Source organism: Rahnella inusitata (assembly GCF_018288855.1).
Taxonomy (GTDB): Bacteria; Pseudomonadota; Gammaproteobacteria; order Enterobacterales; family Enterobacteriaceae; genus Rahnella; species Rahnella inusitata.
The window spans coordinates 770,458-796,535 of sequence record NZ_CP065024.1; the positions used below are offsets into that span (position 1 = coordinate 770,458).

The following is a 26,078-nucleotide window of genomic DNA, read 5'->3' on the forward strand; positions in this document are numbered from 1 at the left end:
CAGGTTTAAACACAATGATCCCGTGCTCTCTCTTTGAAGGGAGAGCACAAGAGTAAGGAATATAGCCGTGTCTAAAGAAAAATTTGAACGTACAAAACCGCACGTTAACGTTGGTACTATCGGCCACGTTGACCACGGTAAAACTACCCTGACTGCAGCAATCACTACCGTTCTGGCTAAAACCTACGGCGGTTCTGCACGCGCATTCGACCAGATCGATAACGCACCAGAAGAAAAAGCTCGTGGTATCACCATCAACACTTCACACGTTGAATATGACACCCCAAGCCGTCACTACGCGCACGTTGACTGCCCAGGCCACGCCGACTATGTGAAAAACATGATCACCGGTGCTGCTCAGATGGATGGCGCGATCCTGGTTGTTGCTGCGACTGATGGCCCTATGCCACAGACCCGTGAGCACATCCTGTTGGGCCGCCAGGTTGGCGTTCCATACATGATCGTATTCATGAACAAATGCGACATGGTTGATGACGAAGAGCTGCTGGAATTGGTAGAAATGGAAGTTCGTGAACTTCTTTCTCTGTACGAATTCCCAGGCGACGACATCCCAGTTGTTCGTGGTTCAGCGCTGAAAGCACTGGAAGGCGAAGCTGAGTGGGAAGCTAAAATCATCGAACTGGCCGGTTACCTGGACAGCTACATCCCAGAACCAGAACGTGCTATCGACCAGCCGTTCCTGCTGCCAATCGAAGACGTATTCTCCATCTCCGGCCGTGGTACTGTTGTTACCGGTCGTGTAGAGCGCGGTATCGTTAAAGTCGGCGAAGAAGTTGAAATCGTTGGTATCAAAGATACCGTGAAATCAACTTGTACTGGCGTTGAAATGTTCCGCAAACTGCTTGACGAAGGTCGTGCAGGCGAGAACGTTGGTGTTCTGCTGCGCGGTATCAAGCGTGAAGACATCGAACGTGGTCAGGTTCTGGCTAAACCAGGTTCAATCAAACCACACACTACCTTTGACTCAGAAGTTTATATTCTGAGCAAAGACGAAGGCGGCCGTCATACTCCGTTCTTCAAAGGCTACCGTCCACAGTTCTACTTCCGTACAACTGACGTGACCGGTACCATCGAACTGCCAGAAGGCGTTGAGATGGTAATGCCTGGCGACAACATCAACATGGTTGTTACCCTGATCCATCCAATCGCGATGGACCAAGGTCTGCGTTTCGCAATCCGTGAAGGTGGCCGTACCGTAGGTGCAGGCGTTGTTGCTAAAGTTATCGCTTAATCGCTGATAATTAAGAGCAAAAAAAGGGTGCCTCGGCACCCTTTTTTATTGCCTGAATTTCACGCAAAAAAATATGTCCCCCCATTTGCAATAATAACCATTCTCATTTAAAGTTAGGGTAAGTTTTATGCGAAGTGTGGTTTATATGTACGTGTGTTTGTGTAATTCAGTCAGTGATAAAACAATCAGACAGGCAGTAAGACGTTACCAGCCTCAAACGTTTCAACAGCTCAGAAATTTTGTCCCGGTAGGGACGCAATGTGGCAAATGTGTTCGCGCGGCACGTCAGATAATGGAAGATGAATTACAGCAGATTCCAGAGTTCAAAAACATCGCGTAAAAATACTTCGATAAAAAATGTGCCTTTTTTTTGACTTACTCTGTACCGGATCTACGCTTTAGATACCGGAACGGAGGAGTTACCTATGAAAGGCGATAAAAAAGTCATTGCACACCTCAATAAACTTCTTGGAAATGAACTGGTTGCTATCAATCAGTATTTTTTGCACGCCCGTATGTTCAAAAACTGGGGGTTAATGCGCCTCAATGGAATCGAGTATCATGAGTCGATAGACGAAATGAAGCATGCAGATATCTACATAGAGCGCATCTTGTTCCTGGAAGGCCTGCCTAACCTGCAAGATCTCGGAAAACTTAATATCGGTGAAGATGTTGAGGAGATGCTGAAATCAGATTTACTTCTCGAATTGGAAGGTGCGAAAGATCTGCGCGAAGCCATTGCTTATGCTGACTCCGTTAATGATTACGTCAGCCGCGATATTATGATAACTATTTTGGCCGACGAGGAACATCACATCGACTGGCTGGAAACAGAGATTGAACTGATTGGCCGTATCGGCCTGCAAAACTATATCCAGTCTCAGTTAAAAGAAGCATCGCAGTAAATCCTTACAATTGAATCGGTAAAGATTACATCAGCCAGAGTTCGTCATTCATCTGGCTGATGTAGATAAGGAAACCCGCCGCAGAAAGGCTTGGGCCAAAAGGAATGAGTTGCTTGATATGATGTGTCCTTTGCCTACACAATGAAAACGCGATCCCGCATAATGCCGCTAGTGTACAAACAAGCGGCAGCATTTCCCATCCAACCCAGGCTCCAATAGCTGCGAGCAATTTAAAATCACCGTACCCTATACCCTCATTCCTGGTGAAAATCAGATACAGCCAGTAAAGTCCCCATAATGAAAGATAACCAAACACTGCCCCGTATATAGCAGACTCAGGACGTATCCCGAACCCGGACACACTTAGCACCAACCCTGACCACATTAGCGGTTGAGTGAGCGCATCTGGCAATTGGAGCGTAAAGTAATCAATCATACTGAGGGCTATAAGAAACCATGCCAATACGCAAAGTTGGACCATGACAACAGGGGTGGGTGCGAAGAAAGAGATACAGAGGAATACCACTCCGCAAGTTACCTCCGTCAGGGGATAGTGTACAGAGTTAGGCTCATCACAATAATAACCGCGCCCCCTACGTAGTAACCAACTGACTATGGTGATGTTTGGCCATGAGGCGAATATATTTTGGCAGAGTGGACAACAGGATGCTGGAGTTGAGTTACCGACAGTAAGATGTGGCTCTTTAAAGTAACCCTCATTAAGACAATGCCGACAGACCACAACTTTCAGATAGCTGCCCAAGACTAATCCGGCGATCAAAGAGGTGGTATGTACGCGGTATGCCAGAAAACTAAGGCCCAATAGAAAACCTTGCCAGACTTCCTCCATGATTTTTTCCTCCCTCATCCAATGACGATTACCGGATACTGATTTTGGATTGGTGGCATGAAGAACACTAAAGAATTCAATCTTAACTTTGATTACATTTTGAAACGGATGAGTTGCTCGGCAGATATATGCGGGATGAATTTATGAAAGATGTGAGTATCAGGTACGGCGAGGGGCCTCGATGAAGTGAGCAAAATAAAAGCATGTTGCCGTCATTGCTAGTTGCTTATTCCGACGGTTTACGTATAATGCGCGGGCTTACCTAATATTGGTAAGCCTGATTCAATCTGAATCAGCTGGCCACTGAGGCAACTCGCTGGTCAACAATACTCCCGATATGGGGGTTATGTGAAGAACGATTACACTCTCCCATCAATCGAAATGGGTATGAGGAGTAATCATTTACGTTTAAAATAATTGGAGCTCTGGTCTCATGCAGAACCAAAGAATCCGTATCCGCCTGAAAGCGTTTGATCATCGTTTGATCGATCAATCAACTGCGGAAATCGTTGAGACTGCGAAGCGCACTGGTGCGCAAGTTCGTGGTCCAATCCCGCTGCCGACCCGCAAAGAGCGTTTTACTATTCTGATTTCTCCGCACGTCAATAAAGATGCGCGCGATCAGTATGAAATTCGCACTCATAAGCGTCTGGTTGACATCGTTGAGCCAACCGAGAAAACCGTTGATGCTCTGATGCGTCTGGATCTGGCTGCTGGTGTAGACGTGCAGATCAGCCTGGGTTAATCAGGGTCATTGACGATTGAGAGGTTGAAACAATGATTGGTTTAGTCGGTAAGAAAGTGGGCATGACTCGTATCTTCACAGAAGATGGCGTTTCTATCCCAGTAACCGTTATCGAAATTGAAGCAAACCGCGTTACTCAGGTTAAAGACCTGGACAACGATGGTTACCGTGCTGTGCAGGTTACTACTGGTAGCAAAAAAGCTAACCGTGTAACCAAACCAGAAGCGGGTCACTTCGCTAAAGCTGGCGTTGAAGCTGGCCGCGGTCTGTGGGAATTCCGCCTTGCAGAAGGTGAAGAATTTACTGCAGGTCAGAACATTAGCGTTGAAATTTTCGCAGACGTTAAGAAAGTCGATGTTACCGGTACTTCTAAAGGTAAAGGTTTTGCTGGCACAGTTAAGCGCTGGAACTTCCGTACCCAAGATGCTACCCATGGTAACTCCTTGGCACACCGTGGACATGGTTCAATCGGTCAGAACCAGACTCCAGGTAAAGTGTTCAAAGGTAAGAAAATGGCAGGCCAACTGGGTAACGAACGTGTAACCGTTCAGAGCCTGGATGTAGTACGTGTTGATGCTGAGCGCAACCTGCTACTGGTCAAGGGTGCTGTTCCGGGTGCTACCGGTGGCAACCTGATCGTTAAACCTGCTGTTAAGGCTTAACGTCGAGGAGATAGGAATGGAATTAGTAGTGAAAGACGCGCAAAGCGCGCTGACTGTTTCCGAAACTACCTTCGGGCGTGATTTCAATGAAGCGCTTGTACACCAGGTCGTTGTTGCTTATGCAGCAGGTGCCCGTCAAGGTACTCGCGCTCAGAAGACCCGTGCTGAAGTAACTGGTTCCGGTAAAAAACCTTGGCGTCAGAAAGGTACTGGCCGTGCGCGTGCAGGTTCTGTAAAGAGCCCAATCTGGCGTTCCGGTGGTGTAACCTTCGCTGCAAAGCCACAGGACCACAGTCAAAAAGTAAATAAAAAGATGTACCGCGGTGCGCTGAAAAGCATTCTGTCCGAACTGGTACGTCAAGATCGTCTGATCGTTGTCGAAACGTTCTCTGTAGAAGCGCCTAAAACTAAGCTGCTGGCACAGAAACTGAAAGACATGGCTCTGGAAGACGTGCTGATTGTAACTGGCGAAGTCGACGAGAATCTGTTCCTGGCCGCACGTAACCTGTACAAGGTTGACGTTCGCGATGTAGCAGGTATCGATCCAGTAAGCCTGATCGCCTTCGACAAAGTGGTTATGACTGCTGACGCTGTGAAGCAAGTTGAGGAGATGCTGGCATGATTCGTGAAGAACGTCTGCTGAAAGTGCTGCGCGCGCCGCACGTTTCTGAAAAAGCTTCTACCGCGATGGAAAAGAACAACACCATCGTACTCAAAGTTGCCAAAGACGCGACTAAAGCAGAAATCAAAGCTGCGGTTTCGAAACTGTTTGAAGTCGAAGTCGAAGACGTAAACACCTTGCTGGTTAAAGGCAAAGTGAAACGTCAGGGTCAGCGTGTTGGTCGTCGTAGCGACTGGAAAAAAGCTTACGTCACCCTGAAAGAAGGCCAGAATCTGGACTTCATCAGCGGCGCTGAGTAAGTCGGAGGAGTAAGAAACAATGGCAATTGTTAAATGTAAACCTACATCTCCGGGTCGTCGCCACGTTGTTAAAGTGGTTAACCCTGAGCTGCATAAGGGTAAACCTTTTGCCCCGCTGCTTGAAAAACTGAGCAAAAGCGGTGGCCGTAACAACAATGGCCGTATCACCACCCGTCATATCGGTGGTGGCCACAAACAGCATTACCGTCTTGTTGACTTCAAACGCAACAAAGATGGCATCGCTGCAGTGGTTGAGCGTCTGGAGTACGATCCGAACCGTTCCGCGAACATCGCGCTGGTTCTGTACAAAGATGGCGAACGCCGTTACATCCTGGCGCCGAAAGGCCTGAAAGTAGGTGATCAGATCCAATCTGGTGTTGATGCTGCAATCAAGACAGGTAACACCCTGCCTATGCGCAACATCCCAGTAGGTTCAACGGTTCACAACGTAGAAATGAAACCAGGTAAAGGCGGCCAGATGGCTCGCTCAGCTGGTGCCTACGTTCAGATCGTTGCTCGTGACGGTTCCTACGTGACTCTGCGTCTGCGCTCTGGCGAAATGCGTAAAGTTCAGATTGATTGCCGCGCCACCTTAGGTGAAGTCGGTAACTCTGAACACATGCTTCGCGTTCTGGGTAAAGCAGGTGCAAGTCGTTGGCGTGGTATTCGTCCTACCGTTCGCGGTACTGCGATGAACCCAGTCGATCACCCACACGGTGGTGGTGAAGGTCGTAACTTTGGTAAGCACCCGGTAACCCCGTGGGGCGTTCAAACCAAAGGTAAGAAGACCCGTAGCAACAAGCGTACTGATAAATTCATTGTACGTCGCCGTAGTAAAAAATAATTAGAGGATAAGCCATGCCACGTTCTCTCAAGAAAGGTCCTTTTATTGACCTGCACTTGCTGAAGAAGGTAGAGAAAGCGGTGGAAAGCGGTGACAAGAAGCCTTTGCGCACTTGGTCCCGTCGTTCAACGATCTTTCCTAACATGATCGGTTTGACCATCGCTGTCCATAATGGTCGTCAGCACGTACCAGTGTTCGTTTCCGATGAAATGGTCGGTCACAAACTGGGTGAATTCGCGCCGACTCGTACTTATCGCGGCCATGCGGCTGATAAAAAAGCTAAAAAGCGCTAAGGTAGGAGGAAGAGATGGAAACTATAGCTAAACATCGCCACGCTCGTTCTTCTGCTCAGAAGGTTCGCCTTGTTGCAGACCTGATCCGCGGTAAGAAAGTGTCGCAAGCTCTGGAAACTTTGGCCTACACCAACAAGAAAGCTGCTGGTCTGGTTAAGAAGGTGCTGGAGTCTGCCATTGCTAACGCAGAACACAACGATGGCGCTGACATCGATGATCTGAAAGTCACGAAGATTTTCGTAGACGAAGGCCCAAGCATGAAGCGCATTATGCCGCGTGCTAAAGGTCGTGCAGATCGCATCCTGAAGCGCACCAGCCACATTACTGTGGTTGTGTCCGATCGCTGAGACTCTGGAGACTAGCAATGGGTCAGAAAGTACATCCTAATGGTATTCGCCTAGGTATTGTCAAACCTTGGAATTCTACTTGGTATGCAAATACCAAAGATTTCGCTGACAACCTGGACAGCGACTTTAAAGTTCGCCAGTTCCTGACTAAGGAATTAGCGAAAGCTTCCGTTTCTCGCATCGTTATCGAGCGTCCAGCGAAGAGCATCCGTGTGACTATTCACACCGCTCGTCCTGGCATCGTTATCGGCAAGAAAGGTGAAGATGTCGAAAAACTGCGTAAGGTCGTAGCGGATATCGCTGGCGTTCCTGCGCAGATTAACATCGCCGAGATCCGTAAACCGGAACTGGACGCTAAATTGGTTGCTGACAGCATCACTTCACAGCTGGAACGTCGCGTTATGTTCCGTCGTGCTATGAAGCGTGCTGTACAGAACGCAATGCGTCTTGGCGCTAAAGGTATCAAAGTTGAAGTAAGCGGCCGCCTTGGCGGTGCTGAAATCGCGCGTACCGAATGGTACCGTGAAGGTCGTGTTCCGTTGCATACACTGCGTGCGGATATCGATTACAACACATCTGAAGCGCACACCACTTACGGTGTAATCGGCGTTAAGGTATGGATCTTCAAAGGTGAGATCCTGGGTGGTATGGCTGCAGTTGAACAACCGGAACCGGCTGCTCAACCTAAAAAGCAGCAGCGTAAAGGCCGCAAGTAAGGAGAGTCGCTGATGTTACAACCAAAGCGTACAAAATTCCGTAAGGTGCACAAGGGCCGCAACCGTGGTCTTGCGCAAGGTACGGATGTGAGCTTCGGCACTTACGGTCTGAAAGCTGTTGGCCGTGGTCGTCTGACTGCTCGTCAAATTGAAGCAGCACGTCGTGCGATGACCCGTGCAGTTAAGCGTCAAGGTAAGATCTGGATCCGAGTATTCCCGGACAAACCGATCACCGAGAAACCGCTCGAAGTTCGTATGGGTAAAGGTAAAGGCAACGTAGAGTATTGGGTTGCTTTGATTCAGCCTGGTAAAGTCCTGTATGAAATGGACGGTGTGCCTGAAGAGCTGGCTCGTGAAGCCTTCCAGCTGGCAGCAGCCAAACTGCCTATCAAAACCACCTTTGTAACTAAGACGGTGATGTAATGAAAGCACAAGAGCTGCGCGAAAAAAGCGTGGAAGAGCTGAACACTGAGTTGCTGAACCTTTTGCGTGAGCAGTTTAACCTGCGCATGCAAACGGCAAGCGGCCAGTTGCAGCAAACACACCTGTTGAAACAAGTGCGTCGTGATGTTGCACGTGTGAAAACTTTACTGACTGAAAAGGCGGGTGCGTAATGACTGATAAGATCCGTACTCTGCAGGGTCGTGTAATCAGTGACAAAATGGAGAAATCCATCGTTGTTGCGATTGAGCGTGTGGTGAAGCACCCAATTTACGGGAAATTCATCAAACGTACGACCAAATTGCACGTACATGACGAGAACAATGAATGTGGTATCGGTGACGTTGTTGAAATCAGCGAATGCCGTCCACTGTCTAAGACTAAGTCTTGGACCTTGGTTCGCGTTGTAGAGAAAGCGATTCTGTAATACAGTAGCGCTTCTCAAAAATAGATAAACGGCTCATGCACGTGAGCCGTTTATTTTTTCTACCCATAGTCGGGAACCGGTGTTATAATGCCGCGCCCTCATATTGTGGGGATTTCTTAATGACCTATCCTGGGTCCTAAGTTGTAGTTGACATTAGCGGAGCACTAACATGATCCAAGAACAGACTATGCTGACCGTGGCCGACAACTCCGGTGCACGTCGCGTAATGTGTATCAAGGTTCTAGGTGGCTCGCACCGTCGCTACGCAGGCGTCGGCGACATCATCAAAATTACCATCAAGGAAGCAATTCCTCGCGGTAAGGTGAAGAAAGGCGATGTGCTGAAGGCGGTAGTGGTGCGCACCAAGAAGGGTGTTCGTCGCCCGGACGGTTCTGTCATTCGCTTCGATGGTAATGCTTGCGTTATTTTAAACAATAACAGCGAACAGCCAATCGGCACGCGTATTTTTGGGCCGGTAACTCGTGAACTGCGTAATGAGAAGTTCATGAAAATTATCTCTCTGGCACCAGAAGTACTCTAAGGAGCGAAACCATGGCAGCGAAAATCCGTCGTGATGACGAAGTTATCCTGCTTACCGGTAAAGATAAAGGTAAGCGCGGTAAAGTAAAAAATGTCCTGACTTCTGGTAAGGTCATTGTTGAAGGTATCAACCTGGTTAAGAAACATCAGAAGCCTGTACCGGCCCTGAACCAACCAGGTGGCATCGTTGAAAAAGAAGCTGCAATTCCGGTTTCTAACGTTGCTCTCTTCAACACGGCTACTGGCAAGGCGGACCGTGTAGGCTTTAGATTCGAAGACGGCAAAAAAGTACGTTTCTTCAAGTCTAACAGCGTAACTATCAAGTAATTTGGAGTAGTACGATGGCGAAACTGCATGATTACTACAAAGACGATGTCGTAAAAAAACTCATGGCTGAGTTTGGTTACAATTCTGTCATGCAAGTCCCTCGGGTCGAGAAGATCACCCTGAACATGGGTGTTGGTGAAGCGATCGCTGACAAGAAACTGCTGGATAACGCAGCAGCTGACCTGGCAGCAATCTCCGGTCAAAAACCGTTGATCACCAAAGCACGCAAATCAGTTGCAGGCTTCAAAATCCGTCAGGGCTATCCGATCGGCTGTAAAGTAACCCTCCGCGGCGAACGCATGTGGGAGTTCTTTGAGCGTCTGGTCTCCATTGCTGTACCACGTATTCGTGACTTCCGCGGCTTGTCTGCTAAGTCTTTCGATGGTCGTGGTAACTACAGCATGGGCGTGCGTGAACAGATCATCTTCCCGGAAATCGATTATGATAAAGTCGATCGCGTTCGTGGTTTAGATATTACTATCACCACTACTGCGAAATCCGATGATGAAGGCCGTGCATTGCTGACAGCCTTTAACTTCCCGTTCCGCAAGTAAGGCAGGGTTACTAATGGCTAAGCAATCCATGAAAGCACGCGAAGTCGTTCGCGTAAAACTGGCTGATAAATACCGCGCTAAACGCGAGGAATTGAAAGCTATTATCTCTGGTGTGAACTCATCCGACGAAGATCGTTGGGATGCGGTTCTTAAGCTGCAGTCTCTGCCGCGTGATTCCAGCCCGTCTCGTCAGCGTAACCGCTGCCGTCAAACTGGTCGTCCGCATGCTTTCCTGCGGAAGTTCGGGTTGAGCCGTATTAAGGTCCGTGAAGCCGCTATGCGCGGTGAAATTCCGGGTCTTAAAAAGGCTAGCTGGTAATTGTCACCAATTGAATCACGGGAGTAAAGACAGATGAGCATGCAAGATCCGATCGCGGATATGCTGACCCGTATCCGTAACGGTCAAGCCGCGAACAAAGTTGCGGTCACCATGCCTTCCTCCAAGCTGAAAGTGGCTATTGCCAACGTGCTGAAGGAAGAAGGCTATATTGAAGAATTTAAAATCGAAGGCGACGCCAAACCTGAACTGGAATTAGTACTGAAGTACTTCCAGGGCAAGGCAGTGGTAGAAAGCATTCAACGTATCAGCCGTCCTGGTCTGCGCATCTACAAGAAAAAAGATGAGCTGCCAAAAGTTATGGCCGGTATGGGTATCGCTGTTATTTCTACCTCTAAAGGTGTTATGACTGATCGTTCAGCTCGCCAGGCTGGTCTTGGTGGCGAGATTATCTGCTACGTAGCTTAATCGGGAGGAAAGCATGTCTCGTGTTGCAAAAGCACCCGTCGTCATTCCTGCCGGCGTAGAGGTAAAACTCAACGGTCAGGTTATTTCGATTAAGGGTAAAAACGGCGAGCTGTCACGTACTATCCATGACGCCGTTGTTGTTAAACAGGAAGAAAATACACTGACTTTCGGTCCAAACGAAGGTTTTGTAGACGGATGGGCCCAAGCGGGTACCACTCGTGCACTGTTGAACTCAATGGTTATAGGTGTTACCGACGGCTTCACTAAAAAGCTTCAATTGGTAGGTGTTGGTTATCGTGCTGCTGTTAAAGGCAACGTGGTGAATTTAGCCTTAGGCTTCTCTCACCCGGTCGATCACCAATTGCCGGAAGGCGTTACTGCAGAATGTCCGACCCAGACTGAAATCGTGCTGAAAGGCGCTGATAAACAAGTCATTGGTCAGGTTGCTGCAGATTTACGTGCCTACCGTCGTCCTGAGCCTTATAAAGGCAAGGGTGTCCGTTACGCCGACGAAGTCGTGCGTACCAAAGAGGCTAAGAAGAAGTAAGGTAACACTATGGATAAGAAATCTGCTCGTATCCGTCGTGCGACCCGCGCACGCCGCAAGCTCAAGGAATTGGGTGCGACTCGCCTGGTGGTACATCGTACCCCGCGTCATATTTACGCACAGGTCATCGCTCCAAACGGTTCCGAAGTATTAGTTGCTGCATCTACTGTAGAAAAAACTATTACTGAGCAACTGAAGTATACCGGCAACAAAGATGCTGCCACTGCTGTAGGTAAAGCTATCGCAGAACGCGCATTGGAAAAAGGGATCACGAAAGTATCCTTTGACCGTTCCGGTTTCCAATATCATGGTCGAGTCCAGGCACTGGCAGATGCTGCCCGTGAAGCTGGCCTTCAGTTCTAAGGAAGAGGTTTAAGATGGCTCACATCGAAAAACAAGCTGGCGAACTGCAGGAAAAGCTGATCGCGGTAAACCGCGTATCTAAAACCGTAAAAGGTGGCCGTATCTTCAGCTTTACCGCACTGACAGTAGTTGGTGATGGTAACGGTCGCGTTGGTTTTGGCTACGGCAAAGCACGCGAAGTTCCGGCAGCGATCCAGAAAGCGATGGAAAAAGCCCGTCGCAACATGATGAATGTCGCGCTGAACAGCGGCACCCTGCAGCATCCTGTTAAAGGTGCTCATACGGGTTCCCGTGTGTTCATGCAGCCGGCTTCCGAAGGTACCGGTATTATCGCCGGTGGTGCAATGCGCGCCGTCCTGGAAGTTGCAGGGGTACATAACGTATTGGCTAAAGCTTATGGTTCTACAAACCCGATCAACGTGGTTCGTGCAACTATTGATGCTCTGGCAAATATGAAATCCCCACAAATGGTCGCTGCCAAGCGTGGTAAATCCGTTGAAGAAATTCTGGGGTAATTAACCATGGCAAAGACTATTAAAGTTACACAAACTCGCAGTTCCATTGGCCGTCTGCCGAAGCATAAAGCTACTCTGCTGGGCCTGGGTCTGCGTCGTATTGGTCACACCGTTGAGCGCGAGGATACTCCTGCTGTACGCGGTATGATCAACCTGGTTTCCTACATGGTTAAGGTTGAGGAGTAAGAGATGCGTTTAAATACTCTGTCTCCGGCTGATGGTGCCAAACAAGCGCCTAAGCGTGTAGGTCGTGGTATTGGTTCTGGCCTGGGTAAAACCGCTGGTCGTGGTCACAAAGGTCAGAACTCACGTTCTGGCGGTGGCGTACGTCGTGGTTTTGAAGGTGGTCAGATGCCTTTATATCGTCGTTTGCCGAAATTCGGCTTCACCTCCCGCAAAGCTATGATTACGGCAGAAGTACGTCTGTCTGAACTGGCTCTGGTGGAAGGCGACGTGATCGACCTGAACGCGCTGAAAGCCGCTAACGTAGTTGGTATCCAGATCGAATTCGCGAAAGTAATCCTTTCAGGCGAAGTCGGTCGTGCGGTAACTCTGCGTGGTTTGCGTGTCACCAAAGGCGCTCGTGTTGCTATCGAAGCTGCTGGCGGTAAAATTGAGGAATAAGTAGCAGATGGCTAAGCAACCGGGGTTAGATTTCCAAAGTGCCAAGGGTGGACTAGGCGAACTGAAGCGCAGACTTTTGTTTGTTATCGGTGCGCTGATTGTTTTCCGTATCGGCTCTTTTATTCCGATCCCTGGTATTGATGCCACTGTACTTGCCAAATTGCTCGAACAGCAAAGAGGCACCATCATTGAAATGTTTAACATGTTCTCTGGTGGCGCCCTTAGCCGTGCTTCTATCTTTGCTCTGGGAATCATGCCGTACATTTCGGCATCGATCATTATCCAGCTGTTAACAGTGGTTCATCCAGCGTTAGCAGAAATAAAGAAAGAAGGGGAGGCTGGCCGTCGTAAGATTAGCCAGTACACCCGTTACGGTACGCTGGTATTGGCTGTGTTCCAGTCGATTGGTATTGCTACCGGTCTTCCGAACATGCCTGGTATGCAGGGCCTGGTGTTAAATCCAGGCTTTGCGTTCTACTTTACTGCAGTTGTTAGCTTGGTTACCGGGACAATGTTCCTGATGTGGCTGGGTGAGCAGATTACTGAAAGAGGTATCGGTAACGGTATTTCAATCATTATCTTTGCCGGTATCGTAGCGGGTCTCCCGCCAGCAGTTGCCCATACTATCGAACAAGCTCGGCAAGGCGACCTGCACTTCCTCCTGTTGCTGTTGGTTGCAGTTTTAGTGTTTGCAGTGACTTTCTTTGTGGTGTTTGTTGAACGTGGTCAACGTCGTATCGTCGTTAACTACGCTAAACGTCAACAAGGTCGTCGTGTCTATGCAGCACAGAGCACGCACTTACCGTTGAAAGTGAATATGGCTGGTGTTATTCCTGCTATCTTCGCTTCCAGCATCATTCTGTTCCCTGCCACGATTGCATCATGGTTTGGGGGCGGGACTGGTTGGAACTGGCTGACTACGATTTCGCTGTATTTGCAGCCTGGACAACCGCTTTATGTGTTACTCTATGCGACTGCAATCATCTTCTTCTGTTTCTTTTATACTGCGTTGGTGTTCAACCCGCGTGAGACAGCAGATAACCTGAAGAAGTCCGGTGCATTTGTACCAGGAATTCGTCCGGGAGAGCAAACGGCGAAGTACATCGATAAAGTAATGACTCGTTTAACCTTAATCGGTGCGATGTATATTACTTTCATCTGCCTTATCCCGGAGTTCATGCGTGACGCGATGAAAGTTCCATTCTACTTTGGTGGTACTTCACTACTCATCGTAGTCGTCGTCATTATGGACTTTATGGCTCAAGTGCAAACTCTGATGATGTCAAGTCAGTACGAGTCTGCATTGAAGAAAGCAAACCTGAAAGGCTATAACCGCTAATCAGGTGCGTTTGAGAAGTTACGGAGAGTAAAAATGAAAGTTCGTGCTTCCGTCAAGAAATTATGTCGTAACTGCAAAATTGTTAAGCGTAACGGTATCGTTCGCGTAATCTGCAGCGCAGAACCGAAGCATAAACAGCGTCAAGGCTGATTATCTCGCATATTTTTCTTGCAAAGTTGGGTTGAGCTGGCTAGATTAGCCAGCCAATCTTTTGTATGTAAGCAGCAACACTATTTGAGTATCCTGAAAACGGGCTTTTCAGAATGGTGTTGCCGTATATAAATAGTAGGAGTGCATAGTGGCCCGTATAGCAGGCATTAACATTCCTGATCAGAAACATACCGTGATCGCATTAACTTCGATCTACGGCATCGGCAAAACCCGCTCACAGTCTATCTGTGCTGCATCCGGTATTGCTGAAAATGTTAAGATCAGTGAGCTGTCTGAAGAGCAAATCGAAAAACTGCGTGACGAAGTTGCCAAGTTCATTGTTGAAGGTGATCTGCGTCGTGAAGTCACCCTGAGCATCAAGCGTCTTATGGACCTTGGAACTTATCGTGGTTTGCGTCATCGTCGTGGTCTTCCAGTACGCGGTCAGCGTACCAAGACTAACGCACGTACCCGTAAGGGTCCGCGTAAACCGATCAAGAAATAATCGGGGTGATTGAATAAATGGCAAAGGCACCTGTTCGTACACGTAAACGTGTAAGAAAACAAGTCTCTGACGGCGTGGCTCATATCCATGCTTCTTTCAACAACACCATTGTTACCATTACCGATCGTCAGGGTAATGCTTTGGGTTGGGCAACAGCTGGTGGTTCCGGTTTCCGTGGTTCTCGTAAATCCACTCCGTTCGCAGCTCAGGTTGCAGCAGAGCGCTGCGCAGATGCAGTGAAAGAATACGGTATCAAGAATCTGGAAGTTATGGTTAAAGGACCTGGTCCTGGTCGTGAGTCTACTATCCGCGCGTTAAACGCGGCTGGTTTCCGCATCACTAATATTACTGATGTGACTCCTATCCCTCATAACGGTTGTCGTCCGCCGAAAAAGCGTCGCGTATAACGCTGCTTTTAGGTTTGTTGGAGAGAGAAAATGGCAAGATATTTGGGTCCTAAGCTCAAGCTTAGCCGTCGTGAGGGCACAGATTTATTCCTTAAATCTGGCGTTCGCGCGATCGATACCAAGTGTAAAATTGAACAAGCTCCTGGTCAGCATGGTGCGCGTAAACCGCGTCTGTCTGATTACGGTGTACAGTTACGTGAAAAGCAAAAAGTTCGCCGTATCTTCGGTGTTCTTGAGCGTCAGTTCCGTAACTATTATAAAGAAGCAGCACGCCTGAAAGGCAACACCGGTGAAAACCTGTTGCAACTCCTGGAAGGTCGTTTGGACAACGTTGTTTATCGTATGGGCTTCGGCGCTACTCGTGCGGAATCGCGCCAGTTAGTTAGCCACAAAGCTATCATGGTAAACGGTCGCGTTGTTAACATCGCTTCTTATCAGGTATCTCCGAATGACGTTGTCAGCATCCGAGAGAAAGCTAAAAAGCAATCTCGCGTGAAGGCCGCTTTGGAGTTGGCTGAACAGCGTGAAAAGCCGACTTGGCTTGAAGTTGATGCTGCTAAGATGGAAGGTGTGTTCAAGCGTATGCCTGAACGTACTGATCTGTCTTCCGACATTAACGAACACCTGATCGTCGAGCTTTACTCTAAGTAAAGCTTAGTACCAAAGAGAGGACACAATGCAGGGTTCTGTGACAGAGTTTCTAAAACCGCGCCTGGTAGATATCGAGCAAGTCAGTTCGACGCACGCCAAGGTGACCCTTGAGCCTTTAGAACGTGGCTTTGGCCATACTTTAGGCAACGCACTGCGCCGTATTCTGCTTTCATCCATGCCGGGTTGCGCGGTGACCGAGGTTGAGATTGATGGTGTACTACATGAGTACAGCACCAAAGAAGGCGTACAGGAAGATATCCTGGAAATCCTGCTCAACCTGAAAGGGCTGGCGGTGAGAGTTCAAGGGAAAGATGAAGTTATTCTTACCCTGAATAAGTCTGGCATTGGCCCTGTGACTGCAGCCGACATTACCCATGATGGTGATGTCGAAATCGTCAAGCCGCAACATGTCATTTGCCACCTGACCGATGAAAACGCTGCTATTAGCATGCGTATCAAAGTTCAACGTGGTCGTGGTTATGTACCGGCGTCTGCCCGAATTCATTCGGAAGAAGATGAGCGCCCAATTGGTCGTCTGTTAGTAGATGCATGCTACAGCCCTGTAGAGCGAATTGCCTACAATGTTGAAGCAGCGCGTGTAGAACAGCGTACCGATTTGGACAAGCTGGTTATCGAAATGGAAACCAACGGCACGATCGATCCTGAAGAGGCGATCCGTCGTGCGGCAACCATTCTTGCTGAACAACTTGAAGCTTTCGTTGATTTACGTGATGTACGTCAACCGGAAGTCAAAGAAGAGAAGCCGGAATTCGATCCAATCCTGCTGCGCCCTGTTGACGATCTGGAATTGACTGTCCGCTCTGCTAACTGCCTTAAGGCAGAAGCAATCCACTACATCGGTGATCTGGTACAGCGTACCGAGGTTGAGTTACTTAAAACACCTAACCTGGGTAAAAAATCTCTTACTGAGATCAAAGACGTACTTGCGTCCCGTGGTTTGTCACTAGGCATGCGCCTGGAAAACTGGCCACCAGCAAGTATTGCTGACGAGTAACCGGATCACAGGTTAAGGTTTTACTGAGAAGGATAAGGTCATGCGCCATCGTAAGAGTGGTCGTCAACTGAACCGTAACAGCAGCCACCGACAGGCTATGTTCCGTAACATGGCCGGCTCTTTGGTTCGTCATGAGATCATCAAGACGACCCTGCCGAAAGCGAAAGAGCTGCGTCGCGTTGTTGAGCCGCTGATTACTCTTGCCAAGACCGACAACGTTGCAAATCGTCGTCTGGCATTCGCCCGTACTCGTGATAACGAGATCGTGGCAAAACTGTTTAATGAACTGGGCCCGCGTTTCGCGAGCCGTGCCGGTGGTTACACTCGTATTCTTAAGTGTGGCTTCCGTGCAGGCGACAATGCGCCGATGGCATACATCGAGCTCGTTGATCGTGCAGAGTCAAAAGCAGAAGTAGCAACTGCTGAATAATCTGTAGATGCATGAAAAAACCGGGCTTGCCCGGTTTTTTTACATCTAAAATTCGTCCTCCTCCTTTCAAAACCTCCCTATATTTATCCCATCCAGAATTAATCTGTTATTCGCGCTATGCTAACGGAATGAATTCAGGGAGATCGCAGAGGTCATAGTTATGTTTCTTATTGATCAATGGGTTGAAAAACACATCAAGGATGCCAGTGATAACGGTGAGTTTGATAATTTAGCTGGCAGGGGCAAACCACTGGTTTTAGATGACGATAGTACTGTACCTGAAGAGCTGCGAACCGCTTATCGTATTCTGAAAAATGCAGGATACTTACCTCCCGAACTGCAAGACAGGAAGGAAGCTATCGAGTTAGATCATATGCTGAAAAGCGTGGTACCTGATAATCCCGAGTATTGTGTCATTAACAGAAGGCTTAAAATTCTCAAGTTGCGACTACAGCAGGCGGGCATTAGTGTGGATTTTCTTGATGGTCGCTACCAGCATGAGCTAAATAAAAAGTTTAATGGTGATTAATTATGTTCAAAATCGGTGAATTGGCCAGGCTCGCCAATGTCTCTAACGACACCATTCGCTACTATGAAAAACAGGGAATGATGAGCTCAACGGTGCGTAATGGCTCAGGGTATCGCCAGTACGATGACAGTGACCTGCAGAGACTGCGTTTCATTCGTTATGCAAAATCGACGGGATTTACACTTGAAGCAATAAAGGAGCTGCTTTCAATCCGTATCGATCCAGCGCACCACACCTGCCAGGAGTCGAAGTCCATTGTAGAAGAACGACTTGCCGAGGTGGAGCTTAAACTTAAGGAACTGATGCAGATGCGAGAATCGTTACAGAGGTTGAGCAAAGCCTGCTGCGGCTCAGCTCATTCCAGCGTCAGTTGTTCAATTTTAGAAGCATTAGAGGATGGGGCTGGGAAGGTGGCATAAAAACCGCTTTCGAAGAAGGGATGAAGGCAGTATGATTCGCTGGCATTTTATGCAGTGATCTTTTTTTACACAGAGGAATCTATGAGTAACTATAAGCATCAAAGAGGCACAATTCAGGATAATGCATTGTAAGCACTTTTACATGACCCACTGTTTAAGCAACGCATTGAAAAGAACCAGAAAGGGAAAGGCAGTTACCGCCGTATAGAAAAGAATGGGAAAGGAAGTTATCTGGAGGGCAGTGTTAAGTGTTCGTTCGAATATTCAACACTGCCCTTCTTAAAGCAGGGTAATTTAGTGCACTGAGTTCGTTAGAATTTCGGTGTCTGTTGTTCTTTCAATAAGTCGCGTATTTCAGCTAATAGTGTTTCTTCAGCCGTCGGCTTCGGTGGTGCAGCTGGCACATCTTCCTTTTTACGACGCATTTTATTCATGAACGTAATTGCGCAGAAGATAGCTAATGCGACGATAATGAAGTCAAAAATATTCTGGATGAAGACACCGTAATGCATTACAACTGCGGGTACGGTTCCCTGAGCTTCTCTGAGCACTAACGCAAACTGTTTAAAGTCTACCCCGCCAATCAGCAAGCCCAGCGGTGGCATAATAATATCAGCGACCAGCGATGATACGATTTTCCCAAAAGCAGCACCGATGATCACACCAACGGCCAGGTCAACCACGTTGCCTCGCATGGCAAACTCACGAAACTCTTTCATAAAACTCATAAAACTCTCCTTGGCAAATTCAACAATTGTGTCAAACAAAGTAAAGACCATTTGCAGCATCTTCGCTACAAAACTTATCTTCATAACTCTAATTAATCCAAAAAGTCATACCCATTGATGCTCTATAAGAAGAACGGACTCGGCTGGAATAACCGTTCTACATCCCTCACAAACTTCTTATCGGTTATGAACATCACTACATGATCGCCTTGTTGGATCCTGCTGTTTCCGTTAGCAATAATCACTTCATTACCACGTACAATTGCGCCAATTGTTGTGCCCGGCGGCAACTTAATTTGTTCGACCGTGCGGCCAACAACTTTAGATGTGGTTTCATCGCCGTGAGCGATCGCTTCGATGGCTTCGGCAACACCACGACGCAATGATGACACACTGACAATGTCAGCTTTTCGGACATGGCCCAGCAATGCTGAGATGGTGGCTTGCTGCGGCGAAATCGCAATATCGATAACGCTCCCCTGGACAAGGTCGACGTAGGCACTGCGTTGGATTAAGACCATTGCTTTCTTCGCGCCCATGCGTTTTGCCAGCATCGCGGACATGATATTGGCCTCATCGTCGTTGGTGATGGCAATAAAGACATCGACCTGTTCGATGTGCTCCTCAGCCAGCAGCTCCTGGTCCGAAGCATCACCGTAAAACACAATCGTGTCCTGCAAGAGTTCCGCGAGTTCTGCCGCGCGTTGTTGATCGCGTTCAATCAATTTAACGCTGTAATTTTTCTCGAGCCTTTGTGCAAGACCCGCACCAACGTTACCACCACCGACGATCATGATACGTTTGTACGGTTTCTCAAGCCGCTGAAGCTCACTCATTACGGCACGAATATGTTGAGATGCTGCGACGAAGAATACTTCATCACCGGCTTCAATAATCGTAGAACCCTGAGGGCGGATAGGGCGTTCCTGGCGGAAGATTGCTGCCACTCGGGTTTCAATATGAGGCATGTGTTCGCGCATTGATGAGAGCGCGTTCCCTACTAATGGGCCACCGTAATAGGCTTTCACCGCTGCAATACTGACTTTGCCCTCGGCGAAGTTAACCACCTGAAGCGCACCAGGGTATTCAATCAGCTTATAGATGTAGTCAGTGACTAATTGCTCAGGAGAAATCAGATGGTCGATAGGGACGGCTTCAGGGTGGAAAAGCTTCTCTGATTCGCGGATATATTCTGTCGAGCGAATACGGGCAATACGGTTAGGCGTGTTAAACAGCGAATAGGCTATCTGACAGGCCACCATATTGGTTTCATCTGAATTGGTGACTGCAACCAGCATATCGGCATCTTCCGCGCCGGCTTCACGCAAAACGCGAGGATGGGAACCGTGGCCCTGAACGACACGCAGATCAAATTTATCCTGAAGCTGACGCAAACGAACTGTATTGGTATCTACAACGGTTATATCGTTGTTTTCACCTACCAGGTTTTCGGCGAGTGTCCCGCCAACCTGCCCGGCGCCGAGAATGATTATTTTCATATGACTCTCTGCTTTGCCTTAAAAGTATCAGCCTAAGAAGTAAACGCTAGTGCAAACGTTTAACTTTTAATCAGTTTAGCGTAATAGAAACCGTCGCCATCTTCAGCGTGCGGAAGATTTTGTCGGCCTGGCTTTTCCGCTGTACCTGTTTCGACCAGCGTCGCGTCAGGATGCGTCTCTAAAAATGCAGTAATTTGTTCACTGTTTTCGTCAGGCAGAATGGAACAGGTTGCATATACCATCACACCCTGGCTTTTCAGGCGTGGCCAAACGGCCTCCAGGATTTCTTTCTGCAACATGGCCAGTTCAGCAATATCACTATCACGGCGCAGCCATTTAATATCAGGATGCCGACGAATAACGCCGGTTGCCGAACAAGGTGCATCGAGCAGGATACGATCGAAGATGCGGTCACCCGCCCAACTCTGCGGCTCGCGGCCATCACCCTGTTTGACTTCCGCACTGAGTTTCAGACGCTGAAGATTCTCATGAACGCGTTTAAGGCGTTGCTCATCCACATCTACAGCTAACACTTGTGCTTTCGGCGCAGCTTCCAAGATATGCGTGGTTTTTCCGCCCGGTGCGCAACACAAATCGAGGATCATCTCGCCATCTTGAGGATCCAGCAGATCAACGCTGCCTTGTGCCGACGCATCCTGAACGGTTACCCATCCCTCTGCGAATCCCGGAAGCAGATTTACCTGACAAGGTGTCACGAGACGTAACGCATCGCGATATTCTGCATGGGGAACCGCCTCAATCTGTGCTTCATTCAATAAATTCAAATATTGATCACGGGTATGATGCAGACGATTGACACGCAGCCACATCGGAGGCCTTTGGTTATTGGCATCAACGATATTCTCCCATTCTGTGGGATAGGCTTTTTTCAGACGTTTTAGCAACCAGCTCGGGTGAAGATGGCGGCTGTCGTTGTTGGACATTCGCGGAAGTAGTTCTTCCTGCTGCCGCTGGAACTGACGCAGGACACCGTTGACCAGGCCCTTGAGTTGCGGCCGTTTAAGAGCAACTGCACCCTCAACGGTCTCCGCCAAGATGGCATGGGCGGGAATGCGTGTATGTATTAGCTGATATAAGCCAACCATGAGCAAATAATGCAGGGTTCGCTGTTTGCCGGTGAGTGGTTTCGCCATCAGTTGCTGCAAACACCATTCGAGTTGAGGCAATACCCGGAGCGTGCCGAAACAGAGTTCTTGTAGTAACCCGCGGTCTTTATCTGAGATATTTTTCTGTAAACCGGGCAGAACAGTAGAAAGTGACAAACCTTTGTCTAACACCTGGCTAATAGCTTGAGCTGCAATACTTCGGAGATTATAGGCTGTTTTCATAGTCAAAGAAGCTGACCAGTGTCAGCATTATCATGGAGATAAGCCCGACATTAAGCCGGGCATAGTCATAATGGTCAGGCTATACGGGTGCCTGCGGTAAACCATTCACGACGAGAGTTCAGCAAGTCCTGAGCGGACATTGCCTTTTTACCTGAAGGCTGTAGTTGGGTGATATTCAGAACACCTTTAGCGGTCGCAATCTGAATTCCCTTTTTATCTGCGGCAACAATCGTTCCCGGCAGCGCACTACTTTCATCAGCTAAACATTCTGCCTGCCAGACTTTTACCGGCTGATCGTCAATCATGAAAAAGCTGACGGGCCATGGATTAAATGCGCGAATGCAGCGTTCAAGCTGCTCAGCAGACAGCGACCAGTCCAAACGCGCCTCTTCTTTGCTAAGTTTCTCAGCATAGGTAACGTGCTTTTCATCCTGAACTTCTGGTCGGGCAGTGCCGCTTGCCAGTTGCTTCAGAGTTTCTAGCATGCCTGACGGGCCGAGCTCTGCCAGCTTATTATAAAGCGATGCACTGGTGTCTTCAGGCAGAATATCGCACTCAACTTTGTGCAGCATGTCACCGGTGTCCAGGCCCACATCCATTTGCATGATAGTGATACCGGTTTTAGCATCGCCCGCCCAGAGTGAACGCTGAATAGGCGCAGCCCCTCGCCAGCGCGGCAGCAGTGAGCCATGGACGTTGATACAGCCCAGTTTAGGCATTTCAAGCACGGCTTTAGGTAGAATCAGTCCGTACGCGACAACCACCATGACGTCTGCTTCTAGTTCAGAAACCAGCTGCTGATTTTCTTCAGGGCGTAGAGACTTAGGCTGAAAGACGGGGATGTTGTTGGCTTCTGCCAGCACTTTTACCGGGCTTGCCGTCAGTTTATTTCCGCGTCCGGCAGGACGATCGGGTTGCGTGAAAACACCAACGACCTGATGTTCAGATGTTAAAAGCGCGTCAAGATGACGCGCTGCAAAATCGGGGGTACCTGCAAATATAATCCGCAAAGCAGTGTCCTGTAATAGACGAATATTAGTCAGCCCGGGCGTTCAGCTTGGCCATCTTTTCCATTTTCTGACGGATGCGCTGACGTTTCAGTGGAGACAAGTAATCCACAAACAGTACGCCTACCAGATGATCCATTTCGTGTTGAATACAAATTGCCAGCAGATCATCCGCTTCAAGCTCAAAGCTCTTGCCTTCGCGATCGAGTGCACGGATTTTGACTTTCTCAGCACGCGGAACAAGCGCACGCTGATCAGGAATCGACAGACAACCTTCCTCAATCCCGGTTTCGCCGCTTTTTTCCAGCAATTCAGGATTGATGAGAACCAGACGTTCGTCGCGGTTTTCGGAAACGTCGATAACGATTATCCGCTGATGGATATTGACCTGAGTCGCAGCCAGGCCAATGCCTTCCTCTGCATACATCGTTTCAAACATATCATCCACGATTTGCTGGATTTTGGCGTCAACTTCTTTAACCGGTTTTGCAGTAATGCGAAGCCGCTCGTCTGGGAAATGTAATATCTGTAATACGGACATATTTTTCTGGATCTTTATTCAAATGATTGAAGATATATAGACTCTATTCTAGACATTTTCAGCTCCGATTGACAGCATCCTGTGCCAATTGAATCAGTCGCTGGAAGGCATTGAGCGGAGCGGAGTTATGACATTACAGGAAGTATGGATTCGTTTGTCGGTGGTTAAACGCCTTGATGCACGTCGCGCAGAGGCAATCATTCGGGCTCTCTTCAGCCATGGGAATTATTCGGAGTCTGAGCTATTTTGCTGCGGGCTCCTGCCGGAGCAGATTACGGATTTTCTAAAGCTCAATGCGCAATGGATCTCAGCGTCTCTGAAATGGCTGGAACGTAATAACTGTCATCTCGTGACGTATAACAGTCAGCTCTATCCTCCTCTGCTCTCACAGATATCGTCACCTCCGTTAGTTTTGTTTGTCGAGGGGCAGCCTGATTTATTGTCTTCACCTCAATTAGCTATGGTCGGGAGCCGCCATTTCACCCACTACGGCGAGCAATATGCGCAGGTTTTTGCGGGCGGATTGGTCAGCAGCGGTTTCACTGTCACCAGTGGTCTGGCCCTGGGTATTGATGGTATCAGCCATAAAGCGACGCTCGATGCAGAGGGAAAAACTGTTGCCGTGCTGGGAAGTGGATTAATGAATCGCTACCCACCGCATCACTCGGCGCTCGCAGATCGCATTCTTGAGCAGGGAGGTGCATTAGTTTCTGAGCATTTAGTGACGATGCCTCCCGTCGCTGCCAACTTCCCACGTCGTAATCGGATCATCAGTGGCCTGAGTGCCGGCGTTCTTGTGGTTGAAGCCACATTGCGAAGCGGATCGCTGATCACTGCTCGTTATGCGCTGGAACAGGGAAGAGAAATCTTTGCTTTGCCCGGGCCGCTGGGGAGTCAGACGTCTGAGGGAACGCACTGGCTCATCCGGCAGGGGGCGTATCTGGTCACAGAACCCAACGATATCGCCGAGCATATTGGCAGCGGGCTGACGTGGTTTCCGGCCATCACGACATCGCCAGCTGGCAAAATTCCAGTGAATGAGAAAATTTATCCTTCTGAGGCGATTTTTTGTGCGCAAGATGACGAAGTTGAATTGCCATTTGCTGATGTGTTGGCTAACGTAGAATATGAGGTGACATCTGTTGACGTCGTCGCCGAACGTGCCGGCCAACCTGTGCCAGAAGTGGTAGGTAAACTACTCGAACTGGAGTTAGCAGGATGGATCGCAGCTGTACCCGGCGGCTATGTCCGAATTAAGAGGGCAGGCCATGTTCGACGTACTAATGTACTTATTTGAAACTTACATTCACAACGAAGCGGAGATGAATGTTGACGAGGATAGGTTAACGGATGACTTGACCGAGGCTGGTTTCCACCGGGCTGATATTCACAATGCGCTGAATTGGCTTGAAAAACTTGCGGATATGCAAGAGGGTGGTACCCCATCTTACATGCTGGATTCCGATCCTTCAGCATTACGAGTCTACACCGATGAGGAAACGAACCGGTTAGATTGCACATGTCGTGGTTTTTTATTGTTCCTGGAACAGATCAAAGTGTTGAACTTCGATACCAGGGAGATGGTTATCGATCGTGTTATGGCTCTGGACACTGAAGAATTCGATCTCGAAGATCTTAAGTGGGTGGTGCTGATGGTTCTCTTTAATATTCCCGGATATGAAAGTGCATATCAGCAAATGGAAGAGCTGTTATTTGAAGTTAATGAAGGTTATCTGCATTAAGGGATAACGGGTAAAACAAAGCGTATGACAAAAGCAGCACTTTTTGCTGACAAGCAAAATGAATCCTGTCCGGAATGCGGGGCCGGCTTGGTGATCCGTAGTGGTCGCCACGGCCCTTTTCTCAGTTGTTCTTCTTATCCAGCCTGTCAGTATATCCGCCCGCTAAAAGCTCAGGCCGACGGACATATCGTTAAGGTGTTGGACGGCCAGCTTTGCCCCAAATGTGAATCGACACTTGTTTTGCGTCAGGGACGTTATGGCATGTTTATTGGCTGTAGCCAATATCCGGAGTGTGATCATATAGAAGTGATCGACAAACCCGAAGAAACGAGTCTGAGTTGTCCGCAGTGTGGCAAAGGCCATCTGTTACAACGGAAGTCGCGTTTTGGTAAAGTCTTCCATGCATGCGATCGCTACCCTGATTGCCAGTTTGCGATTAATAATAAACCCGTTGCAGGCGAATGCGCGGAATGCCATTACCCGTTGCTAATGGAAAAGAAAACCGCGCAAGGTATTAAGTTATTTTGTGCCAGCAAATTATGCGGTAAAGCCGTAGAAACGTAAGATAATACAAAAATGAATAAAGAAGTTAACGACTCATTTAGCACAGTGCTTGCAGCATTGCAGAAACAGCAAGTGATTGCATATCCAACCGAGGCGGTTTTTGGTCTTGGATGCGATCCGGACAGTGAAAGTGCAGTAGAAGCACTGTTGGCGCTGAAAAAACGTCCTAAAGATAAAGGGCTGATTCTCATCGCGGATAATTATGAGCAGCTCCTTCCTTATATAGATGACTCGTCCCTGACCGGGCAACAACGTCAGACGATACATTCATCATGGCCTGGACCTGTAACCTGGGTGATGCCAGCGAGGGCATCTACGCCAGACTGGCTGACGGGGCGTTTCTCTTCACTCGCCGTGCGCGTTACTGATCATCCTTTAGTGAAAGAGCTCTGCCAGAAATTCGGCAAGCCACTGGTATCGACCAGCGCCAACCTCAATGGGCAGCCTCCCTGTCGTGTTGCAGAAGAAGTCCGCCAACAATTTGGAAAGAATTTCCCCGTCCTGGCAGGTCAAGTCGGCGGAAGGGAAAATCCATCAGAAATTCGGGATGCCCTTACCGGCAACCTTATTCGTCAAGGCTAAGGA

Annotated in this window: 43 protein-coding genes and 1 pseudogene; 38 read left to right on the top strand and 6 right to left on the bottom strand. The window is 48.6% G+C overall.

Annotated elements, in window-relative coordinates; translation table 11 throughout:
• Positions 1-67 precede the first annotated feature (67 nt).
• From tuf to bfr, 3 genes are all read left to right on the top strand, one after another.
• Complete coding sequence (gene tuf, locus I2123_RS03475) at positions 68-1,252, top strand: elongation factor Tu (RefSeq protein ID WP_213051554.1); 1,185 nt, start codon at positions 68-70, stop codon at positions 1,250-1,252.
• A gap of 145 nt (positions 1,253-1,397) precedes the next feature.
• Complete coding sequence (gene bfd / locus I2123_RS03480) at positions 1,398-1,592, top strand: bacterioferritin-associated ferredoxin (protein WP_056778102.1); 195 nt, start codon at positions 1,398-1,400, stop codon at positions 1,590-1,592.
• Positions 1,593-1,677: 85 nt separating this feature from the next.
• The gene (gene bfr, locus I2123_RS03485) at positions 1,678-2,157 is read left to right on the top strand and encodes a bacterioferritin (protein WP_213051826.1); all 480 of its coding nucleotides are present in this window, start codon (positions 1,678-1,680) and stop codon (positions 2,155-2,157) included.
• A gap of 25 nt (positions 2,158-2,182) precedes the next feature.
• On the opposite strand, the gene I2123_RS03490 is transcribed toward bfr, so the two are convergent.
• On the bottom strand, positions 2,183-3,007 hold the full coding sequence (locus tag I2123_RS03490) for a prepilin peptidase (protein WP_213051827.1): 825 nt from the start codon (positions 3,005-3,007) through the stop codon (positions 2,183-2,185).
• Positions 3,008-3,440: 433 nt separating this feature from the next.
• On the opposite strand from I2123_RS03490, the gene rpsJ reads away from it, so the two are divergent.
• The 31 genes and pseudogenes from rpsJ to I2123_RS03645 all read left to right on the top strand — a co-directional run bounded on the left by rpsJ (position 3,441) and on the right by I2123_RS03645 (position 18,369).
• Positions 3,441-3,752: a 30S ribosomal protein S10 gene (gene rpsJ, locus I2123_RS03495; protein ID WP_009639175.1), complete on the top strand. Its 312-nt coding sequence runs from the start codon at positions 3,441-3,443 to the stop codon at positions 3,750-3,752.
• Between the two features lie 32 nt (positions 3,753-3,784).
• Positions 3,785-4,414, top strand: coding sequence for a 50S ribosomal protein L3 (gene rplC, locus I2123_RS03500; RefSeq protein WP_056778020.1), 630 nt, complete (start codon positions 3,785-3,787; stop codon positions 4,412-4,414).
• Positions 4,415-4,430: 16 nt separating this feature from the next.
• Positions 4,431-5,036: a 50S ribosomal protein L4 gene (gene rplD / locus I2123_RS03505; RefSeq protein WP_009639177.1), complete on the top strand. Its 606-nt coding sequence runs from the start codon at positions 4,431-4,433 to the stop codon at positions 5,034-5,036.
• On the top strand, positions 5,033-5,335 hold the full coding sequence (gene rplW, locus I2123_RS03510; protein ID WP_056778023.1) for a 50S ribosomal protein L23: 303 nt from the start codon (positions 5,033-5,035) through the stop codon (positions 5,333-5,335). Before rplD ends, rplW begins: the two co-directional genes overlap by 4 nt.
• A gap of 19 nt (positions 5,336-5,354) precedes the next feature.
• Positions 5,355-6,179: a 50S ribosomal protein L2 gene (gene rplB, locus I2123_RS03515; RefSeq protein ID WP_112168254.1), complete on the top strand. Its 825-nt coding sequence runs from the start codon at positions 5,355-5,357 to the stop codon at positions 6,177-6,179.
• A 14-nt stretch (positions 6,180-6,193) separates the two neighbouring features.
• Positions 6,194-6,472 (top strand): 30S ribosomal protein S19, encoded by a 279-nt coding sequence (rpsS, locus tag I2123_RS03520; protein WP_004929772.1) that lies wholly within the window; start codon positions 6,194-6,196, stop codon positions 6,470-6,472.
• A gap of 14 nt (positions 6,473-6,486) precedes the next feature.
• The gene (gene rplV / locus I2123_RS03525) at positions 6,487-6,819 is read left to right on the top strand and encodes a 50S ribosomal protein L22 (protein ID WP_004391423.1); all 333 of its coding nucleotides are present in this window, start codon (positions 6,487-6,489) and stop codon (positions 6,817-6,819) included.
• A gap of 17 nt (positions 6,820-6,836) precedes the next feature.
• Positions 6,837-7,535, top strand: a complete 699-nt coding sequence (gene rpsC, locus I2123_RS03530) for a 30S ribosomal protein S3 (RefSeq protein WP_104923583.1) — start codon at positions 6,837-6,839, stop codon at positions 7,533-7,535.
• Positions 7,536-7,547: 12 nt separating this feature from the next.
• Entirely contained in the window at positions 7,548-7,958 is a 411-nt protein-coding gene (gene rplP / locus I2123_RS03535) for a 50S ribosomal protein L16 (RefSeq protein WP_009639183.1), read from the top strand.
• A complete protein-coding gene (gene rpmC, locus I2123_RS03540; protein ID WP_013573692.1) occupies positions 7,958-8,149 on the top strand; it encodes a 50S ribosomal protein L29 in 192 nt (63 codons plus the stop codon). Before rplP ends, rpmC begins: the two co-directional genes overlap by 1 nt.
• Positions 8,149-8,403, top strand: a complete 255-nt coding sequence (rpsQ, locus tag I2123_RS03545; RefSeq protein WP_014333604.1) for a 30S ribosomal protein S17 — start codon at positions 8,149-8,151, stop codon at positions 8,401-8,403. The genes rpmC and rpsQ overlap by 1 nt, the downstream gene beginning before the upstream one ends.
• Positions 8,404-8,572: 169 nt before the next feature.
• Positions 8,573-8,944 (top strand): 50S ribosomal protein L14, encoded by a 372-nt coding sequence (gene rplN, locus I2123_RS03550; RefSeq protein WP_008457164.1) that lies wholly within the window; start codon positions 8,573-8,575, stop codon positions 8,942-8,944.
• 11 nt (positions 8,945-8,955) lie between these two features.
• Positions 8,956-9,270: a 50S ribosomal protein L24 gene (rplX, locus tag I2123_RS03555; RefSeq protein WP_056778037.1), complete on the top strand. Its 315-nt coding sequence runs from the start codon at positions 8,956-8,958 to the stop codon at positions 9,268-9,270.
• Between the two features lie 14 nt (positions 9,271-9,284).
• Entirely contained in the window at positions 9,285-9,824 is a 540-nt protein-coding gene (gene rplE / locus I2123_RS03560) for a 50S ribosomal protein L5 (protein ID WP_013573695.1), read from the top strand.
• A 13-nt stretch (positions 9,825-9,837) separates the two neighbouring features.
• Positions 9,838-10,143 (top strand): 30S ribosomal protein S14, encoded by a 306-nt coding sequence (gene rpsN, locus I2123_RS03565; RefSeq protein WP_013573696.1) that lies wholly within the window; start codon positions 9,838-9,840, stop codon positions 10,141-10,143.
• 33 nt (positions 10,144-10,176) lie between these two features.
• Positions 10,177-10,569, top strand: coding sequence for a 30S ribosomal protein S8 (gene rpsH, locus I2123_RS03570; protein WP_112168255.1), 393 nt, complete (start codon positions 10,177-10,179; stop codon positions 10,567-10,569).
• A gap of 13 nt (positions 10,570-10,582) precedes the next feature.
• The gene (gene rplF, locus I2123_RS03575; protein WP_112168256.1) at positions 10,583-11,116 is read left to right on the top strand and encodes a 50S ribosomal protein L6; all 534 of its coding nucleotides are present in this window, start codon (positions 10,583-10,585) and stop codon (positions 11,114-11,116) included.
• A gap of 9 nt (positions 11,117-11,125) precedes the next feature.
• Positions 11,126-11,479 carry a 50S ribosomal protein L18 gene (gene rplR, locus I2123_RS03580; RefSeq protein WP_034793671.1) on the top strand — a complete coding sequence of 118 codons (354 nt, stop codon included), beginning with the start codon at positions 11,126-11,128 and terminating at the stop codon, positions 11,477-11,479.
• Between the two features lie 14 nt (positions 11,480-11,493).
• Positions 11,494-11,994 (top strand): 30S ribosomal protein S5, encoded by a 501-nt coding sequence (gene rpsE, locus I2123_RS03585; RefSeq protein WP_013573700.1) that lies wholly within the window; start codon positions 11,494-11,496, stop codon positions 11,992-11,994.
• Between the two features lie 6 nt (positions 11,995-12,000).
• The gene (gene rpmD / locus I2123_RS03590) at positions 12,001-12,180 is read left to right on the top strand and encodes a 50S ribosomal protein L30 (protein WP_013573701.1); all 180 of its coding nucleotides are present in this window, start codon (positions 12,001-12,003) and stop codon (positions 12,178-12,180) included.
• 3 nt (positions 12,181-12,183) lie between these two features.
• The gene (gene rplO, locus I2123_RS03595; RefSeq protein WP_056778046.1) at positions 12,184-12,618 is read left to right on the top strand and encodes a 50S ribosomal protein L15; all 435 of its coding nucleotides are present in this window, start codon (positions 12,184-12,186) and stop codon (positions 12,616-12,618) included.
• 7 nt (positions 12,619-12,625) lie between these two features.
• Entirely contained in the window at positions 12,626-13,957 is a 1,332-nt protein-coding gene (gene secY / locus I2123_RS03600) for a preprotein translocase subunit SecY (protein ID WP_034793668.1), read from the top strand.
• A gap of 33 nt (positions 13,958-13,990) precedes the next feature.
• Positions 13,991-14,107, top strand: a complete 117-nt coding sequence (gene rpmJ / locus I2123_RS03605) for a 50S ribosomal protein L36 (RefSeq protein WP_012768118.1) — start codon at positions 13,991-13,993, stop codon at positions 14,105-14,107.
• A gap of 148 nt (positions 14,108-14,255) precedes the next feature.
• Positions 14,256-14,612, top strand: coding sequence for a 30S ribosomal protein S13 (rpsM, locus tag I2123_RS03610; RefSeq protein WP_013573704.1), 357 nt, complete (start codon positions 14,256-14,258; stop codon positions 14,610-14,612).
• Positions 14,613-14,629: 17 nt separating this feature from the next.
• Entirely contained in the window at positions 14,630-15,019 is a 390-nt protein-coding gene (gene rpsK, locus I2123_RS03615) for a 30S ribosomal protein S11 (protein ID WP_004929731.1), read from the top strand.
• A gap of 30 nt (positions 15,020-15,049) precedes the next feature.
• Positions 15,050-15,670, top strand: coding sequence for a 30S ribosomal protein S4 (rpsD, locus tag I2123_RS03620; RefSeq protein ID WP_056778049.1), 621 nt, complete (start codon positions 15,050-15,052; stop codon positions 15,668-15,670).
• A gap of 25 nt (positions 15,671-15,695) precedes the next feature.
• Positions 15,696-16,685 carry a DNA-directed RNA polymerase subunit alpha gene (locus I2123_RS03625; protein WP_002919219.1) on the top strand — a complete coding sequence of 330 codons (990 nt, stop codon included), beginning with the start codon at positions 15,696-15,698 and terminating at the stop codon, positions 16,683-16,685.
• Positions 16,686-16,725: 40 nt separating this feature from the next.
• The gene (gene rplQ / locus I2123_RS03630) at positions 16,726-17,115 is read left to right on the top strand and encodes a 50S ribosomal protein L17 (RefSeq protein WP_013573706.1); all 390 of its coding nucleotides are present in this window, start codon (positions 16,726-16,728) and stop codon (positions 17,113-17,115) included.
• A gap of 160 nt (positions 17,116-17,275) precedes the next feature.
• Positions 17,276-17,644 carry a DnaJ family domain-containing protein gene (locus tag I2123_RS03635; RefSeq protein ID WP_213051828.1) on the top strand — a complete coding sequence of 123 codons (369 nt, stop codon included), beginning with the start codon at positions 17,276-17,278 and terminating at the stop codon, positions 17,642-17,644.
• A gap of 2 nt (positions 17,645-17,646) precedes the next feature.
• Complete coding sequence (zntR, locus tag I2123_RS03640; protein WP_112168258.1) at positions 17,647-18,063, top strand: Zn(2+)-responsive transcriptional regulator; 417 nt, start codon at positions 17,647-17,649, stop codon at positions 18,061-18,063.
• Positions 18,064-18,144: 81 nt separating this feature from the next.
• Positions 18,145-18,369: pseudogene (locus I2123_RS03645) on the top strand (alternative ribosome-rescue factor A).
• A 5-nt stretch (positions 18,370-18,374) separates the two neighbouring features.
• On the opposite strand, the gene mscL reads toward I2123_RS03645, so the two are convergent.
• From mscL to def, 5 genes are all read right to left on the bottom strand, one after another.
• Positions 18,375-18,791, bottom strand: coding sequence for a large-conductance mechanosensitive channel protein MscL (gene mscL, locus I2123_RS03650; protein ID WP_112168260.1), 417 nt, complete (start codon positions 18,789-18,791; stop codon positions 18,375-18,377).
• Between the two features lie 122 nt (positions 18,792-18,913).
• Positions 18,914-20,290: a Trk system potassium transporter TrkA gene (trkA, locus tag I2123_RS03655; RefSeq protein WP_112168261.1), complete on the bottom strand. Its 1,377-nt coding sequence runs from the start codon at positions 20,288-20,290 to the stop codon at positions 18,914-18,916.
• A gap of 59 nt (positions 20,291-20,349) precedes the next feature.
• Positions 20,350-21,639 carry a 16S rRNA (cytosine(967)-C(5))-methyltransferase RsmB gene (rsmB, locus tag I2123_RS03660; RefSeq protein ID WP_213051829.1) on the bottom strand — a complete coding sequence of 430 codons (1,290 nt, stop codon included), beginning with the start codon at positions 21,637-21,639 and terminating at the stop codon, positions 20,350-20,352.
• Between the two features lie 74 nt (positions 21,640-21,713).
• A complete protein-coding gene (fmt, locus tag I2123_RS03665; protein WP_213052461.1) occupies positions 21,714-22,673 on the bottom strand; it encodes a methionyl-tRNA formyltransferase in 960 nt (319 codons plus the stop codon).
• Position 22,674: 1 nt separating this feature from the next.
• Complete coding sequence (gene def, locus I2123_RS03670; RefSeq protein WP_112168264.1) at positions 22,675-23,187, bottom strand: peptide deformylase; 513 nt, start codon at positions 23,185-23,187, stop codon at positions 22,675-22,677.
• 127 nt (positions 23,188-23,314) lie between these two features.
• Between def and dprA the strand changes: the two genes are divergently transcribed.
• Genes dprA through tsaC form a run of 4 tightly spaced genes read left to right on the top strand, consistent with a single transcriptional unit; the run spans position 23,315 to position 26,075 of the window.
• Positions 23,315-24,484 carry a DNA-protecting protein DprA gene (dprA, locus tag I2123_RS03675; protein WP_213051830.1) on the top strand — a complete coding sequence of 390 codons (1,170 nt, stop codon included), beginning with the start codon at positions 23,315-23,317 and terminating at the stop codon, positions 24,482-24,484.
• The gene (locus I2123_RS03680) at positions 24,456-24,929 is read left to right on the top strand and encodes a DUF494 family protein (protein ID WP_112168266.1); all 474 of its coding nucleotides are present in this window, start codon (positions 24,456-24,458) and stop codon (positions 24,927-24,929) included. The genes dprA and I2123_RS03680 overlap by 29 nt, the downstream gene beginning before the upstream one ends.
• 24 nt (positions 24,930-24,953) lie before the next feature.
• Entirely contained in the window at positions 24,954-25,493 is a 540-nt protein-coding gene (locus I2123_RS03685; RefSeq protein ID WP_213051831.1) for a DNA topoisomerase family protein, read from the top strand.
• 12 nt (positions 25,494-25,505) lie between these two features.
• Positions 25,506-26,075, top strand: coding sequence for an L-threonylcarbamoyladenylate synthase type 1 TsaC (tsaC, locus tag I2123_RS03690; protein ID WP_213051832.1), 570 nt, complete (start codon positions 25,506-25,508; stop codon positions 26,073-26,075).
• The last annotated feature ends 3 nt before the right edge of the window (positions 26,076-26,078 follow it).